We start from the raw sequence: 15,495 nt of genomic DNA, 5'->3' as shown, positions 1-15,495 counted from the left end.
TCACCTCGTTGTGAGTGGGAAACGCTGGTCAGTCGTCGGCGAGCAGGGCCTCCGCGCGCAGGGCGATCTCCATGTCGAGCCGGTCGTCGGCGTTGTTCAACCGGTCGCCGAAGAGATCGATGAGCTGGTGCATGCGGTACCGGACGGTCTGCGGGTGGACCTTGAGCTTCTTCGCGATCTCCGGTGCGCTGCCCCGCGACTGCAGCCAGATCAGCAACGTCTCCCCGAGCCGCGCCCGCTGTTTGGGGGTGAGGTCGTCGAACGGGGCGAGGCTGCGCGTGCACAGCTCACGGACCAGGAACTCGTCGGCGAGCAGCCACAGGGTGGACAGGTGGTCGCTGTACCGCGTGACCGGGTTGTCCGGCAGGACCCCGCGCTGGACCAGCCGCAGCGTGCGGCGTGCCCACAGCAGGGAGCGCGGCGCCTCGGTGAGCCGCACGGCCGGGCCGATCACCGCTCGCCAGCCGGGAAGCCGTTCGGCGAGGTCCTTCAGGTGCTTTTCGGGGTCCCCGGTGACGAGACAGGGTTTGGGACCTTCGAAGTCGACCAGGACGTCGGCGTCCAGGTCGGCGCTGTCGGGATCCGCCGGGCCGAGCCGGCGTTCGAGCGCGACGACCGTGACCTCGGCGGGCATCGCCCACTGGGCGTTGGCGGCCTGGGACGCGATCGACTGCGGTGAGGACGGCGGGTCGGAGAGCATCAGTTCGAGCAGCCGGCGCCTGCGTCTGGCCCTGGTGCCCGCGGCCCGCTCCTGCGCGGCCGTGTAGCCCTCGATGGACAGTGCGGAAATCTCGTCCACGTAGGCGAAGATCGCTTCGGCCGCGGTGCACAGGAGATCGGCGTCCGCTCCGATCGCCTGCCCGAATTCCGAAACGTGCCGCCACGCGACGCGACCGCCGACGCGGTACGCCGTCTGCAGGCAGTCGAGGCTGCGGCCCTCCTTGAACTCGACCCTTCCGAGGTTGCGGAACACCGCCGACCACTTGTCGAGCGAGGCCGTCCCCTGACCGACGGTATCGAGGCAGTGCAGGATCGCCTGACGGATACCCTGCGTGATGATCTGTCCGAACGCGCCTTCCAACGGCTGCGCGTACTCGGGGACGGCTCGTTGCACCTCCTGGAGGATGGCTCGTGCCAAGGGGTCGGCTCGCGGCCGGAACCGCTCGCCCATGTCCCTGGGCAGTGACGCCCAGAGGCCGTTCGCACCGGTGCTGCGCACAGGTCGGTTCTCCACAGGGGTTCTCGGTGCCGGCGTGAAGGCGCGCGGTCGCTGGACCGGACCCGGTGGCTGGCGGTGCGGGTTGGCGGGGTGACGCACGTCGGGTTCGGGCCGTGCGGTCCGCAGGTCGTGCCGCGAGAATCCGGTATCCAAGTCGGTCATGTTTTTATCCTTGCTGGCAACAAAATCAGCCTCTTCAACGGTGAAGCCGATCCAGATTTTGTGGCTCACGCAACATAAAATCCGGCTGAGAGGACTGTCAACGGCTGGCGGGGCCTTGATCGGCCACCTGGATGGACTACACCCGAACGGGTGGTCCGATCCGGTGGCGAGTGACATTTAGGCAGGCCTCAGATGGCGTCCGGATGACAACTTTTCCGGGACCTTCTCGAGCGCCTCCGCCGCCTCGCTGGCGCGGATGAGCACCTCGACGACCTCGTCCAGGCTCAACCGGGCGGGCGCGGTCTCGGCGAGGAAGCGTTCGAGCTCGCCGCCGAACCGGGCCGGGTCGGCCACATGTGGAAAGTGTTTCGCATTTTCGAACACCGTCAAGCGGCTGTCCGGCAGCAGTTCGGCCGTCCTTCTGCCGTGGGCGACCGGGATGAGCGGATCGTGTGCGCCCCAGACGACGAGCGTCGGCACCTCCCTGGCGAGGTAGAGCTTGTCGATCGCGCTCGCGCGCTGGCCGCGGAGGTCGATCAGGCTTCGCGCGATGAACAGGAACGCCCGCCGCCTGCCCGGATCGGCCAGCGACGCGAGGTGCCGGGTCAGCTCCCTGGTCTCGGGGGAGAGCTTCCCGCCGAGCGCGCGGCAGGCCGCGGCGAGCCCGCGCGCGAGCGCGACGGTGACCGGGTTGACCGCGACGGTCAGGGTCGCCTTGGACCCCGGCAGCGCCGTCGCGCGCAGGACCGGGGTCACCTGCGGGCCGAGTCCGGCGCTGCCCACGAGCACCAGCCGGGCGCACATCTCCGGGAACTGGTAGGCGAACTGCATCGCGATCCCGCCGCCGAGCGAGTGCCCGGCTATGGTCGCGTGCCGGTTCCCGGTGAGCGCGAGGAGATCGCGGACGACGCTGGCCATCGCGCCGAGGCCGTAGTCGGCCCGCGGTGCCCCCGAATCGCCGTGGCCGGGAAGGTCGGGGGCGAGGACGCGGCGCCCGAACCCGGTCCGCTCGAAGTGGTCGAGCAGCGGGGCCCAGGTCTCACCGCTGCCCGAGATCCCGTGCAGCAGCACGATCGGTTCGCCGGTGATGTCCTTTGTGGACGGAAGGTATTCCCGCAGCCGGATTTCCTGCCCGTGCAGGGTCAGTGTGCGCGCTTCGAGGGCCATGTCCCGCCTTTCCGTGGTCAGGCGTCAAAATAACGTGGAGAACGGCGGTTCCGTCAGCGTGTCGCCGGACCCGTCCGGCAATTGCCACCCGGATGACAAGAATTTCGCGCCGGACCCCGATCCGGATGCCAAAACCATGACGGCGGGGCAATTCCGCATCGACATTCTCCCACCGTCCCGGTATTCAGGAAAGCGTCGGTAAACACCCGTCACCACGGGGAGAAAAGCGATGGCCTGCCGGGCTGACTTCCACGTCGACCAGCCGAGGGCGAACCGTGCCCGCCGCGGCCTCCGCTGGGTGCTGCCCACCGTGCGGCCGCCGGAGCGGCGGGTCCGGCGCGTCAGTTCCCTGGCGTCCCGTCGTCGCGGCGGTGGGCGCGCATAAGCCGCTGCGCGCGCAGCGCGAGTTGCATGCCCAGCCGGTCGTCGGCGTCCTTGAGCCGGTCACCGAACAGCTCTTCCAGCTGCCGGAGGCGGTTTCGCACGGTCTGCGGGTGCACGCCCAGCCGTTGCGCGATCTCCGGCGCTCCGCCGCGGGTCTCCAGCCACGCCAGCAGGGTTTCGCTGAGCCGCTCCTGTTGCTTCTCGCTCAGCGAGGTGAACGGGTCGAGGCTCCGCTTGGCCAGTTCGGCGCCGAGGAAGTCCTCGGCCAGCAGCCACAGCGTCGCGAGGTGGTCCCGGCACCAGATGACCGGACCGGGCGCGTCCTCGCTGGTCAGCAGGAGCGCGCGGCGGGCGGTGCGGAGGGCGGCGGGGGCGTCGACGAGCGGCACGACAGGGGAGACCGCCACCCGCCACCCGTCCAGCCCGTCCTTCAGCGGTGCGAGGTCGGTGTCGGGATCCGCGGTGAGCAGGTACGGCTCGGCGGAATCGAGGTCGAGCAGCACCGTGTCGTCCAGAAGGTGGGCGGGGAAGCCGGGCGCACCCGGGGAGCGCTGGAGCGCGACCATGGCGGCGGCCCCCGGAACCCGCCAGCCGGCGCCGTCGGCCAGGCTGGCGATACTGCACGCGGACCCTTCCGGTGCCTGGGCGATCAGCTCCAGCAGGCGGCGGCGCCGGAGCGGGATCGCGCCCGCCGCCTTGGCCTCCGCCTCCTGGTAGCCCTCGATCGTGGTGGCGCACAGTTCGTCGACGTAGACGAAGACGGATTCCGCCGCGAGCGCGATGACCCCCGCGCCGACGCCGAGCCCGCGCACGATGGGCCGCATCGCCCGCCACGCCGTCCGCGCGCCGATCGTCGCGCTGTCGTGCAACGGTTCCAGGCTCCGGCCCTCGGTGAACTCGATCCGCCCGCGCATACGGTAGAAGTCGATCCAGCGGTCGTGGGTGAGGTCCGGATCGCCGATGCAGTCGACGTAATGCCGCACCGCCCGCTCGCAGGAGACGACCAGGACACGGCCGAAGACGCCGCGCAACGGCTGCGAGTACGCGCTGACCGACCGCTGTACCTGTTTGATCATGGCGGCCGCGGCGTGCCCGGTATACGGACGCAGTTCTTCGCCGAGCGAACGCGGCAGCGTCGCCAGCATGCCGAAACTGCGGTACTCGACCACGAAGACCACCCTTTGATTTTCTTCGAACCGGGGACGGGAAACATGAATCCCTTTTCGCAACCGCGTCGGGGCGACGGGAACGGATGCCGGAGTGTTTCTACTGGATCGGCCGACGGCGTGTACCGCGAATGTGACGTTGAATTGATGACGGAAAGTCGCGATTCCCGGCGCCGGTGACACGGACGGGCGTTTCGGCGCGGCGGCTTTTGACACGGATGTGGCGCCGGTCCTACGCTCCGTGCATTCGAGTGCGCCGATGGCGCGCGGACGAAAGGGAATTCGTGCCCGTAATCGTCGGCCTACTCAACAGCGGGAGAACGCACACGTGAGCTGGCAGCCCGTTGGCGCGTTGTGGGCACGCCTGCCGAGGGAACTCGGCGACGCCGTCCGGCCGCGGATCCCGGTGATCGCCCGGCACTGTGTCGAAGGCGTGGTCTCCGAGATCGGTGAATGCGCCGAAGTGTTCAGTGACGGCGAGGCCCGCGCGGCGGCCGTCGAGCTGACCAGGCGCAGTATCGAGCGCGCCATCGACCGGGTGGGCGTCCCCGAACTGCTGCAGAACGACCTGCTGGCGGATTTCCGCGCCCAGGGCCGGATCGCGTTCCATCAAGGACTCAGCCGTGAGGCCGCGCAGGCGGCGTTCAGGGTTTCGAGCCGGGTGCTGTGGCGGTCGATCGCCGCGGCGGGCCGTCAGCTCCAGCTGTCTGGAGACGTCCTCTACGGCGCCGCGGAATGCCTCTTCGGCGACGTCGTCGAGGTGACGATGGCGCTGACGGACGGGTACAACGCCGCGCAGGCCGAGTCGACCGGACCGGCGGAGCAGCGGGCCCGGTTGTTCCGGCTGCTGACCGCCGGCGCGGGGTACACCCAGGCCGACGCGGGCGCGCTCGCCGTCGCCATCGGCTGGCGGATCCCGCCCCGCGTGACGGCGGTCGTCTTCACCGCGACGCCCGGCGCGCCCGCCTTCCCGTCGGGCCTCCTGCCCTCGGCGGTGCCCGCGGATTTCGTGTCCGACGCGCCCGGTGCCCTGGTGGCCTGTCCCGAAGCCGATCTCGACGGCTTGCGGGAACTGCCTTCCGGCTGGTCGGCGACGGTCGGGGTGCCCGTGCCGGCGGAGCAGGCCGCCGAGTCGTTCCGGATCGCGCGCCGCGCGTCCGAACTGGCCCGGCGCGGGATGATAACCACGGTCGGGCCGGTGCTCTGGTGCGAAGAGCACCTCACCACGCTGCTGCTGCTCGCCGACGAGTTCCTGCTGGACCAGCTGGCCGGGGAGGCGCTGGAACCGCTGTCCGGGCTCGCGCCGAAGCAGCACGACGAGCTGTCGGCGACCCTGCTGACGCAGGTGCAGACGCGGGGGAGCGCGCCCGAGATCGCCCGGCAGCTCGCCGTGCACCCGCAGACGGTGCGGGCACGCCTGCGGCGGCTCGCGGAGTTGTTCGGCGAACGGCTGGACGATCCGGATCAGCGGCTGCGGATCGAACTGGCGCTGCGGGCGGAACGGCTGCGTCCCGCGGACTTCTGACGGGCCCCGGCGACCGGGAACACCCAGCGCCGGTAGCCCCACCAGCGGAACGCCGAACCCGCCGCGGTACCCAGCAGCATCCCGCTGACGAAGTCGGCGATCTCCTGGGCGAGGAAGCTGACTTCCGGGACTTCGAGGCGCAGGACGTACCGCGAGATCAGCGGCGGGCACAGGTTGATCGTCACGGCGATCGCGTTGACGGCGAAGAACAGCGCCGCCTCGTGGAGACGGCGCCTGCCACCGCGGGTGTGGAACGCCCAGCGCCGGGAAAGCAGATACGCGAAGGCCGTCGCCACGACGGTCGCGATCGCCAGCGCGGTGACCGGTTTCTCTTGCAGGACGGTGAGTTTCAGCCCGTAGTTCGTCCCGAGGGTGAGGCCGAACGCGGCGAGGCCGACGGTGGCGAACCGGAGCAGCTCACGCCGCTTCCCGGTCCGCGCACCGCCGGCCGCCGCTTCGTCCACAAAGGACGAGGGGGCGGTTCTGAGCATCGCGGGCTCAGCAGTTCGACGTCGCCGGGGCGCCCGCGACCCGGTCCTTGAGGAAGGCCAGGACGTCGGCGTTGCCGGTGTAGACCGCCGTGATGTGGTCGGTGTCGAAGGTCTTCCAGGTCGTCTTGACCCCGGCGGCGCAGTAGGCCTTGTGCAACGCGTCCGCCTGGGCGAATTGCACGAGCTGGTCCTGGGTGGCGTGGTACAGGAACACCGGGACCTTCGGCGGTGTCGCGCCGAGCTTGTTCTCGTTGAGCCGCTTGACCCATTCCGGCCGGACGTACCCGGCGCTGGTCGTGTAGTCGGCGATCTTCTGGTTCGCGTAGGTGGTGAGCAGCTCGAACGTGCACGCGCTCTTCTGCATCTCCGCCAGTTTCACGCGGCCGTTGTCGCTGAGGAAGGAGTCCAGCTTCAGCTCGGGATACGCGTTGTCCAGGCCGACGAGGGCGTAGGCGAAGACGCCGAAACCCGCTTTCCCGTCGAGTTGGAGGGTGACCTGGACGAGGTCGGCGGGGACGCCGCCGGCGGCGACGCCGACGAGGTTCAGCTCCGGCGCGTACGCCGGTTGCAGTTCACCGGCCCAGGCCGCCGCGCCGCCGCCCTGCGAGTACCCGCGGAAGGCCACCTTGGCGTCGGCCGACAGTTTCGCCTCCGGCAGCCGTTGCGCGGCGCGGACCGCGTCGATCACCGCCGGGCCTTCGGAACGCCCGACCACGTACGTCGTCTTCGGATCCTGGCGGTAGCCCTCGTAGTCGGTGAGCGCGACGGCGTATCCGGCGTCGAGCGCGTCGTCGAGACCGGACTGCTCGTAGAACGCGCCGATGTCGATCATCTTCGACGGCGTGCACTCGAACGCCGGACCGTGCGTCCCGGCCGCGAACGAGACGATCGGCGCCTTGGCCGGGTCTACGTTCTTCGGCACCAGCACCGTCCCGGTCACCGCGTCCGGCCGCCCGAGGGCGTCCGTCGACAGGTACATCACCTGCCAGGCGTTGACGGAATCCTTACGCGGTCCGGCTTTCGAGATCCGCGAACGGATGACGTCACCCGGCTTGCCCGCCGGGAGCGGGGACGGCGGGGTGTAGAACGAGTCGTCGGACGCCGCCGGGGTGGCGGAGTTCGCCGGGCTCCCGGCCAGCGCGGTCAGCAGACCGGCGGACAGGACGATCGCCAGCGCGGCGGCGAGCGTCCGGCGGGACGGGCGGGGGAACGAGATCGGCACGGCCGGGCCTCCAGGTCGGGTGGGCTTGGCTGAGGGAAAGGTCGAAGACGGTGTGCGGCACCGGCGTGTTGTGAAAGCCACTTTCGCAACCTTGAACGTTGCGAAAGTGGCTTTCACAACCCTCCCGGGGAGCATGTCCCACCCGGCCCGCGACACCGCCACGACCACTTCGTCTCACGGCGGTCGACAGTCAGGCGTTGCCGCCGTAGACCTGACGGCAGGTCGAGGATTCGGCGAACGCGAGGTTCAGTTCCGGGTTGGCGCGCAGATGCTTGATCGGGCCTTCCGGCTCGCTCAGGCCACTCATCGTGGAGTCGGCGTCGGCGACCACCTTCTGGAGACTCGCCTGGTCGGTGACCTTCGCGTCCTGCATCTTCGCCAGGGTCGCGGACACCTTCGACTTGGTCTCGCCGAGCGTGGTGGTGGCCTTGTCCACGGCGGACTGTCCATCCGGGACCGGCGGTACCCCGGCGTTCCGGATCCCGCCCGCCATGTCGTCGAGCGCGGCGGAGAGCGAATTCAGGAAACCCACCATGGCGGTCTTGGTGCCCTGAGGGTTGGCGGGGTCGAACGCGGGCGGCTGGGACAGCTTCGCCGAGCCCGTCGCGACCCCGGAGCACACCTTGTCCACCCAGGCGAGCGCGGCCGGATCGGCGTGCCGTCCGGTGTCGGCGGGCTTGTCGGACCCGCAGGCGCCCAGCAGGACCGCGGCGGCGGTCGCGGAGACGATGGCGAACGCGGTTCGCGCTGCCGTGCGGCGCATTCTTTTCATGGTTTCCCCGTCGAATTCGGCGAAAGAGGGCCGGCCGTGGCACGAGGAGCGGGATTCCGCGGTGGTCGGCGGTGACCGGCTTGCTGAACCGCGAGGTTACTCACGAAAGAATCCGGCAGGCAAGACGGTCGGCGACCGGAAAAGGGCGATTGGCACGTGCGAGATAATTTCGCGAGGGGGGATTGTCACCCGCGTCAGCGGTTCCGCTGGTGGGCTCAAGTGGCTCTGTGCTGGGGAAACCCATGTGTCGCTACTAGGAACCGGGTGTGCGCACCGTGCCAGGGTGACAATTTACCGGGGCTGCGTCAACTTTTCCGGGGAAGCACTTGATAGCGGTGTGGACGCGTCGTTAGTTTACTGTTCGGTTGCGATCCGTCAGACATCGTCGCTACCCGGAGAATTCTCTCGGGCCGATATTCATTGCTCTGGGGAATTGTACGCCGTTTCGTATCATCGTTGATACCACGGAAGGACGATCGTGAGTCACCGTAGAGGAACCAAGAAGGCGGTCGCCGCCGCCGCTGCCGGTGCCGTGGGGCTTGCCACCGCGGTACTCGTGGTCGGGGCACAGAACAGTGTCGCCGATCCGATCTCGCTCCCGCTCAACTACCACTGCAACCTGCCGCTCGTGGGGTCGCAGTCGCTGAAGGTGGTGATCAACACCGATCTTCCGCTGTCGGTCAAGACCGGTCAGCCGACCGGCACGTTCGACATCAAGGCCATCTCCACGATCAACGCGGACACGGTCAGCGGGCTCAACCTGATCGGTGCGACGACGTTGGAAGGCCAGGCCATCGCGGCGGCGACCGTGGCGGCACCGGGGCTCAACCTCCCGGTCAAGGTCCCCAACGACATCGCCAAGCAGAACATCCCCACCTCGGGCGAGATGACGGTCAACGCGGCGGGCAAGACCCCTTCGCTGACCTTCAACCAGCCCGGCGAGGCGAAGATCACCGTGGGTGACCTGCAGCTGAAGGTCACCCCGCGCAAGGCCGACGGTTCGGTCACCGGCATCACGCCGGACGGCACGATCGACGCGCCGTGCACGCAGGACCCGGGCCAGAACAACACCCTGGCCACGATCAAGATCGGGGACGGCGGGGGCGGCACCACCACGCCGACCACGCCCACCACCCCGACCACGCCGACGACCCCCACGACGCCGACCACGCCGACGACTCCGCCCACCACCACTACCCCCGGTGGCGGCGGGATCAAGTACGCGTTCGGCATCAAGGGTCAGACCGCGCTGAAGTCGCTCGGCAGCACCGCGGCGATCAACGGTGGCTTCGACGCGGACGTCGACCTGGCTTCGAAGACGTTCACCGGTGACCTCAAGCTCGACCCGTCGTCCACCCAGTTCAAGCTGTTCGGGTTCATCGACGGTAAGTCGGAGATCAAGGTCGAGCAGGTCGGCAAGCAGACCGGTGAGCTCGTCGGCACCGGTTTCAAGGCGCACATCAAGTTCAACGTGTTCCTGCCGAGCGTGCAGGTCTTCGGGATCCCCATCAGCAACGACCCGAAGTGCGGCACGGTCAGCCCGTCCACCAGCGAGATGACCACCGGTCCCGACTTCGACCTGCTCAAGGGCGGGAAGCTGACGGGCACCTACTCGCTGTCGGCCCTGCAGAACTGCGGTCAGCTGAACGACTGGGTCAGCGCGTTCGCCAAGAGCGACGGCAACACGCTCGACCTGAACCTCACCAAGAAGTAGCCAGGCAAGCCGGTCCCCGTCGCTCACCGCGGCGGGGACCGGTGCCGTCCCAGCGCTGTTCCAGTGCCGTTCTAGCGCCGTCAGGAAGGCGACCATGCCCCTTCGCATCAACGTCCGGATGCTGCTCGCGGCGGGCCTCATCGTCCTGCTCACCGCCGGCAGCCTGCTGTTCGTCGCCGTCCGCAGCGCGGCGGCGGGCACTCCCGTGGACAAGAAACTGTCGTTCACCTGCCCGTTCCCGCTGATCGGGTTGCAGAAGCTCGACGTGAACATCAAGGCCGACTTCGAGGTCCCGACCGCGCCCGGCGGCACGCTCACCACCTCCGGGTTGACGATCACCGTCACCGTGCCCGACAAGGCGGCGCGCGGGCTCAACCTCGTCGGCGCCACCACCATCGAAGGCACCGCGGCGGCAGGCGTCACGCTGGTCAACGGCGACGCGAACCCCTTCCCGGTGCGCATCCCGCTGAACGTCGCCAAGACGAACGTCCCGCCGTCCGGCACCTTCAGCCCGGTCGCGACCGGTTCCGTGCCCACGGTGACGCTCGCGAAACCGGGCAAGACCACGCTGACCGTCGGCGACTTCACCACGCGGTTGACGCCGAAGAAGGCCGACGGCTCGTTCACCGGGCTCGGCTCGTTCACCTCGGACTGCACGCTCGACCCCGGTCAGGACGCGGTCCTGCTCTCCTTCGACCTCGGCGAGAAGCCGGCGGGGCACCGGTACACGGTCGCCGGGAAGACCGGCGTCAAGGCGCTCGGCGCCACCGCGCCGCTGACCGGCGCGTTCGACCTGAGCCCCACCGCGGCCACGGTGTTCAGCGGCGGCCCGGTGTTCGACAAGGCGCACGCCGAGTTCCGGCTGTTCGGCTTCGTGCCGGGCGCGGCCGATCTCGAGTTCGTCGCCGACGGACCGCAGGGCGGCGATCTCGCCGGGCCCGGTTTCGTCGCGCGTCCCCGGTTCACCACCGTCCTCCCGCTCGTCACGCTCGTCGGCATGCCGGTCAGCAGCGGGCCGGGCTGCAGGACGTCGGCACCGTCGACGGCGGAACTGCGCACCGGCGACGGCTTCACCATGGCGGCCGGCGGCACGCTCGCCGGCACCTACGCGCTGGCGCCGTTGACCGGCTGCGGCGCGTTCACCCCGTACCTGAGCACGTTCGTGCAGGGGGAGGGGAACACGTTCGACCTCGTGCTGACGCCGCGGAAGGCGTAGGGACCACCTGGACCGAAGTACCACCGCCACACTCACCTACCTGAAGCGCGTGAAGGCCCCCTTCCCTCGGCTCAGCCGCGGGAAGGGGGCCTTCACGCGCGGCCGCTGTGGCCGCTGGTGCATACCGACGCTTCCCGCCGGACTCCCCGGACACCTGCTTCCACCACCATCGCAGTAGTCGGGCCGCCGTCGGGTTCGGTTCCCGGCGGCGGTAATCTGCCTCGCGACACCACCCGGGACACCTGTTCCACCACCAAGGAACCACTGGTGAATCCTGGGAGTGCCACGAAATGACGATTTCCGCGCCGGAGGCCGCCGTCCGCACGGTGGAGCTGACCGTGTCGGGGATGACCTGCGCCGCTTGTTCGGCGCGGGTGGAACGCACGCTGAACAAACTGGACGGCGTCCGCGCGTCGGTGAACTACGCGACCGAGCGCGCCACGGTGCAGGTGCCCGAGGCACTGGCCGACGACGTCCTCATCGAGCGCGTCCGCAAATCCGGCTACACGGCGGAGATCCGCGGGGACGAGGATCCGGACACCGGGTTCGCCCGCGTCCGCGATCTCCGGCGACGGCTGGTCGTCGCCACCTTGCTGGCGATCCCGCTGGGGAACCTCTCGATCACGCTCGCCCTGGTGCCGCGGCTGCGGTTCCCCGGCTGGGAACTGCTGTGCCTCGTCCTGGCCGTTCCGGTGGTGTTCTGGTCCGCGCTGCCGTTCCATCGGGCCACACTGCGCAACCTCCGCCATCGTTCGTCCAGTATGGACACCCTGGTGTCGCTGGGGGTGCTCTCGTCGTTCGCGTGGTCGGCGTGGTCCGCCTTCGCGGGTGGCACCGAACCCGGATACTGGATCGGCTTCGGGCCGACGGCTGCCGGAGCGGACGCGATCTACCTCGACGTCGCCGCCGGGGTGACCACCTTCCTGCTGGCGGGCCGGTACTTCGAGAGCCGGTCCCGGCGCAGCGCCGCCGGGCTCCTGGCCGCGCTGGACGCCTTGGCCGCCAAGGACGTCCGGGTGCTGCGGGACGGAACCGAGCGGATGGTCCCGATCGGCGAACTGGCCGTCGATGACCTGTTCGTGGTGAAACCGGGGGAGTCGATCGCCGCGGACGGGATCGTCGACAGTGGACTGTCCACTGTGGATGTCGGCGCGGTGACTGGGGAGCCGGTGCCCGCGGAGGTCGCCGCCGGGGACCGGGTCATCGGTGCTTCGGTGAACCGCGACGGCAGGCTGGTCGTCCGCGCGACAGCGGTCGGTACGCATACCCAGCTCGCCCAGATGACCGCGCTGGCGGAACGCGCGCAGGCCCGCAAGGCCGCCGTGCAACGCCTGGTCGACCGGATCTGCGCGGTGTTCGTGCCCGCCGTCCTCGGCGTGGCCGCGCTGACCCTGGCGGTATGGCTGCTCGGCGGGGCTCCCGCACGTGACGCCTTCGCGTCGGCCGTCGCCGTGCTGATCATCGCCTGCCCGTGCGCGCTCGGCCTGGCCACGCCGACCGCGCTCATGGCGGGCGTCGGCCGCGGCGCCCAGCTGGGCATCCTCATCAAGGGGCCCGACGCGCTCGAAGCGAGCCGCACGGTGGACACCGTCGTGCTGGACAAGACCGGCACCGTCACCACCGGGAAGATGACCGTCACCGCGTGCCGTCCCGCCGACGGGTTCACCGTCGGCGAGATGCTGCGGTTCGCCGGAGCGGTGGAAGCCGGTTCGGAACACGCCATCGCGGCCGCCGTCGTCACCGCGGCGCGGGCCGAACTGCCGGATCTGCCCGCCGTCGAAGGGTTCGGCGCGCTGCCCGGGCTCGGCGCGCAGGGCGAGGTCGAGGGACGCGACGTCCTCGTCGGCAACGCGCGCTTGTTCACCGATCGCGGGATCGGCGTCCCCGAAGACTTCGCGGCCGCCGAGCGGGACGGGGCGACGGCGATCCTCGTCGCGGTGGACGGCCGGGTCGCCGGGCACCTGGTGATCCGGGACGTCGTGAAGCCGTCGGCGCGGGCAGCCGTCGAGGATCTGCACGCGCTCAGCCTGCGGACCGTGCTGCTGACCGGTGACAACGAGGCCGCAGCCCGCGCGATCGCGGACGAGATCGGTGTCTCGGACGTGCGCGCCGGCGTCCTGCCCGCGGAGAAAGCCCAGGTCGTCGAGGAACTGCGGGCCGGGGGAGCGCGGGTGGCGATGGTCGGCGACGGGATCAACGACGGCCCGGCGCTGGCCACCGCGGATCTCGGCATGGCGATGGCCCAGGGCAGCGACATCGCGCTGCGCTCGGCCGACATGGTGCTGGTCCGCGAGGACCTGCGCGTGGTCCCCGACGCCATCCGGCTCGCCGATCGCACGTTGCGGATCATCCGGGGGAACCTGGCGTGGGCGTTCGGCTACAACGTCGCGGCGATCCCGCTGGCCGCGCTCGGACTGCTGAACCCGCTGATCGCCGGGGCGGCGATGTCCTTGTCGTCCGTGCTCGTCGTGTCCAACAGTCTTCGCCTGAAGGATTTCGGCCGGTCGGACCGACGCCCTGCGTGACACTTCCGGGTGGTTCTGTACCATCGCCCGGACCAAGGGGGCCTTTCGTGAAGCCGTTGAACACCGGCGAACCCACCGGCGTGGGGCGCTACCGGGTGTTCGCCGCGCTCGGCGAGGGCGGGATGGGCCGGGTGCTGCTCGGGACCTCGTCCGACGGGCGCCTGGTCGCGATCAAGCAGGTCCACCCGGGTTTCGCGCAGGACCCAGGCTTCCGCGAGCGGTTCCGGCGGGAGGTCGAGACGTCGCGGCTGGTGTCCGGTGCGTACACCGCCCCGGTCATGGACGCCGACCCGAACGCGCCGACGCCATGGCTGGCCTCGGTGTTCGTGCCGGGACCGGCGCTGTCGGAGGCGGTCTCCGCGGGCGGGCCGCTGCCGCCGATGGCGGTCCGGCATCTCGCCGCGGGGCTCGCGCTGGCGCTGGGCGACATCCACCGCGCCGGGCTGATCCACCGGGATCTGAAGCCGGGCAACGTCATCCTCACCGGCGATGGCCCCCGGGTGATCGACTTCGGGATCGCCCGCGCCGTCGAAGGCGACTCCGAGCTCACGCATACCGGCGCCGTGATCGGTTCGCCCGGGTTCATGTCGCCGGAACAGGCCGAGGGCAAGCCGCTGACCCCGGCGAGCGACATGTTCTCCTTCGGCGCGCTGCTGGTGATGGCCGCGACCGGGTCGAACCCCTTCACCGGGACGTCCACCCCGCACACGCTGTACAACGTCGTGCACGTCCAGCCCGACCTGCGGCACCTGGCGCCGGAGCTCCGGCAGATCGTCGAGCCGTGCCTGGCGAAGAACCCGGCGGACCGGCCGTCGCCCGCCTGGGTGCTGGAGCGGCTGGGCCCGATCCCGCCGATGGTCACTCCGTGGCCGCCCGCGGTGTCGCACCTCATCGAGACCCAGCAGGCCGAGGTGCGGCGGCTGCTGAACCCGCCACCGCCGAAGCGGTCCCGGCGTGGCCTCTACGCGGGACTCGCCGCGGCCGCCGTGGTGCTGCTCGTCGGTGGCGTCGTCGCCGCGGTGTCGCTGAACGGGGACGATCCGCCTCCGGCCGTCGCGGCGCCGAGCAGCCCGGCGGTCCCGGACGTGCCGGAGACCACTCCCGTCAACGCGGATCCGCTCGGCCCGGACAACCTGCGCAAGGTCGACCTGTGCAAGGTGCTCGAAGGGCGCTCCGTGCCCGGATTCGGGAAGCTGGGCAAGGAGAACTCCGTCGACTTCGACTCGTGCACGTACGCCTCGCCCGCGGGCAAATGGCTGGACCTGACCATCGGCGGCGGCCTCGTCGACGGCGAGCCGAGTGGCCAACTCGAAGGACTTCCCCTGACCCTCAAGGGAACCGACGACTCCTGCGGGGTCTCCGTACCCGTCACCGGCGTGCAGAACACCGGCCTGAGCGCCCGGATCAATTCGATGTCCACAAAGGACGAGGCGTGCTCGGTGGTGAAAGCCGCACTGACCGACGCGGTGAAACGGATCAGGGCGGGTGGCCAGGAACGCGAGCTGCCGGCGGGCACGCTGGCCCCGCTGGATCCGTGCGCGCTGGTCGGCCCGGCGACCGCCGATCGGCTGATCGGGCCGGTTGTCGAAGCCGTTCGCGAGCATTTGCACGAATGTCGGTACGACGCGGCGGGCAGTCTGCGGCTGAAGCTCCTGAAGAGCTATCCGCCGGTCCAGTCGAAGGACTCCTACTACTCGAACACCGCGACGCTGGACATCGGCGGCAAGACCGTGTTCCTGGCCGAGGCGGACGACGGCGTCGCGCGCTCGACCTGCTCGCTGACCTGGCAGCACCGGCCGATCAGCGACCGCGAAGGCGAGAACATCGAGCTGACGTTCGGCACGAGCGGGACGAAACTGACCGCCGCCCAGGCCTGCGACAAGGCGAAGGGCTTCGCCGAGGCGTTGCTGCCGAAACTCCCGAAACCGTAGG

At 70.0% G+C, this 15,495-nt stretch carries 11 protein-coding genes; 5 read left to right on the top strand and 6 right to left on the bottom strand.

The features are described 5' to 3' along the window. Nucleotides 1-28: 28 nt before the first annotated feature. From IE302_RS34825 to IE302_RS34815, 3 genes are all read right to left on the bottom strand, one after another. The gene (locus IE302_RS34825) at nucleotides 29-1,219 is read right to left on the bottom strand and encodes a PucR family transcriptional regulator (RefSeq protein ID WP_191258912.1); all 1,191 of its coding nucleotides are present in this window, start codon (nucleotides 1,217-1,219) and stop codon (nucleotides 29-31) included. Nucleotides 1,220-1,558: 339 nt separating this feature from the next. After that, nucleotides 1,559-2,548, bottom strand: a complete 990-nt coding sequence (locus IE302_RS34820) for an alpha/beta fold hydrolase (protein ID WP_191258705.1) — start codon at nucleotides 2,546-2,548, stop codon at nucleotides 1,559-1,561. Nucleotides 2,549-2,889: 341 nt separating this feature from the next. Further along, on the bottom strand, nucleotides 2,890-4,110 hold the full coding sequence (locus IE302_RS34815; RefSeq protein WP_191258704.1) for a PucR family transcriptional regulator: 1,221 nt from the start codon (nucleotides 4,108-4,110) through the stop codon (nucleotides 2,890-2,892). Between the two features lie 316 nt (nucleotides 4,111-4,426). Here IE302_RS34815 and IE302_RS34810 point away from each other — a divergent pair, with 316 nt between their 5' ends. Further along, a complete protein-coding gene (locus IE302_RS34810; RefSeq protein ID WP_191258703.1) occupies nucleotides 4,427-5,623 on the top strand; it encodes a PucR family transcriptional regulator in 1,197 nt (398 codons plus the stop codon). Here the strand turns inward: IE302_RS34810 and IE302_RS34805 are convergent. The 3 genes from IE302_RS34805 to IE302_RS34795 form a co-directional block, all read right to left on the bottom strand. Beyond that, a complete protein-coding gene (locus tag IE302_RS34805; protein WP_229908114.1) occupies nucleotides 5,563-6,114 on the bottom strand; it encodes a GtrA family protein in 552 nt (183 codons plus the stop codon). The two genes, IE302_RS34810 and IE302_RS34805, sit on opposite strands and share 61 nt — an antisense overlap. Before the next feature lie 7 nt (nucleotides 6,115-6,121). Next, nucleotides 6,122-7,336 carry a lipase family protein gene (locus IE302_RS34800; protein WP_191258702.1) on the bottom strand — a complete coding sequence of 405 codons (1,215 nt, stop codon included), beginning with the start codon at nucleotides 7,334-7,336 and terminating at the stop codon, nucleotides 6,122-6,124. Between the two features lie 190 nt (nucleotides 7,337-7,526). Continuing rightward, nucleotides 7,527-8,099 carry a hypothetical protein gene (locus IE302_RS34795; RefSeq protein WP_191258701.1) on the bottom strand — a complete coding sequence of 191 codons (573 nt, stop codon included), beginning with the start codon at nucleotides 8,097-8,099 and terminating at the stop codon, nucleotides 7,527-7,529. A 487-nt stretch (nucleotides 8,100-8,586) separates the two neighbouring features. Here IE302_RS34795 and IE302_RS34790 point away from each other — a divergent pair, with 487 nt between their 5' ends. From IE302_RS34790 to IE302_RS34775, 4 genes are all read left to right on the top strand, one after another. After that, nucleotides 8,587-9,822 carry a DUF6801 domain-containing protein gene (locus tag IE302_RS34790; protein ID WP_191258700.1) on the top strand — a complete coding sequence of 412 codons (1,236 nt, stop codon included), beginning with the start codon at nucleotides 8,587-8,589 and terminating at the stop codon, nucleotides 9,820-9,822. A gap of 94 nt (nucleotides 9,823-9,916) precedes the next feature. Beyond that, nucleotides 9,917-11,038 carry a DUF6801 domain-containing protein gene (locus IE302_RS34785; protein WP_191258699.1) on the top strand — a complete coding sequence of 374 codons (1,122 nt, stop codon included), beginning with the start codon at nucleotides 9,917-9,919 and terminating at the stop codon, nucleotides 11,036-11,038. Between the two features lie 290 nt (nucleotides 11,039-11,328). Continuing rightward, nucleotides 11,329-13,563, top strand: a complete 2,235-nt coding sequence (locus tag IE302_RS34780) for a heavy metal translocating P-type ATPase (RefSeq protein WP_191258698.1) — start codon at nucleotides 11,329-11,331, stop codon at nucleotides 13,561-13,563. Nucleotides 13,564-13,610: 47 nt separating this feature from the next. After that, the gene (locus IE302_RS34775) at nucleotides 13,611-15,494 is read left to right on the top strand and encodes a serine/threonine-protein kinase (RefSeq protein WP_191258697.1); all 1,884 of its coding nucleotides are present in this window, start codon (nucleotides 13,611-13,613) and stop codon (nucleotides 15,492-15,494) included. Nucleotide 15,495: the final 1 nt, after the last annotated feature.

The organism is Amycolatopsis oliviviridis, from assembly GCF_014654365.1.
Taxonomy (GTDB): domain Bacteria; phylum Actinomycetota; class Actinomycetes; order Mycobacteriales; family Pseudonocardiaceae; genus Amycolatopsis; species Amycolatopsis oliviviridis.
Note: the sequence above shows the minus strand (reverse complement) of the source record. Positions and strands in the feature narration are given on the sequence as shown.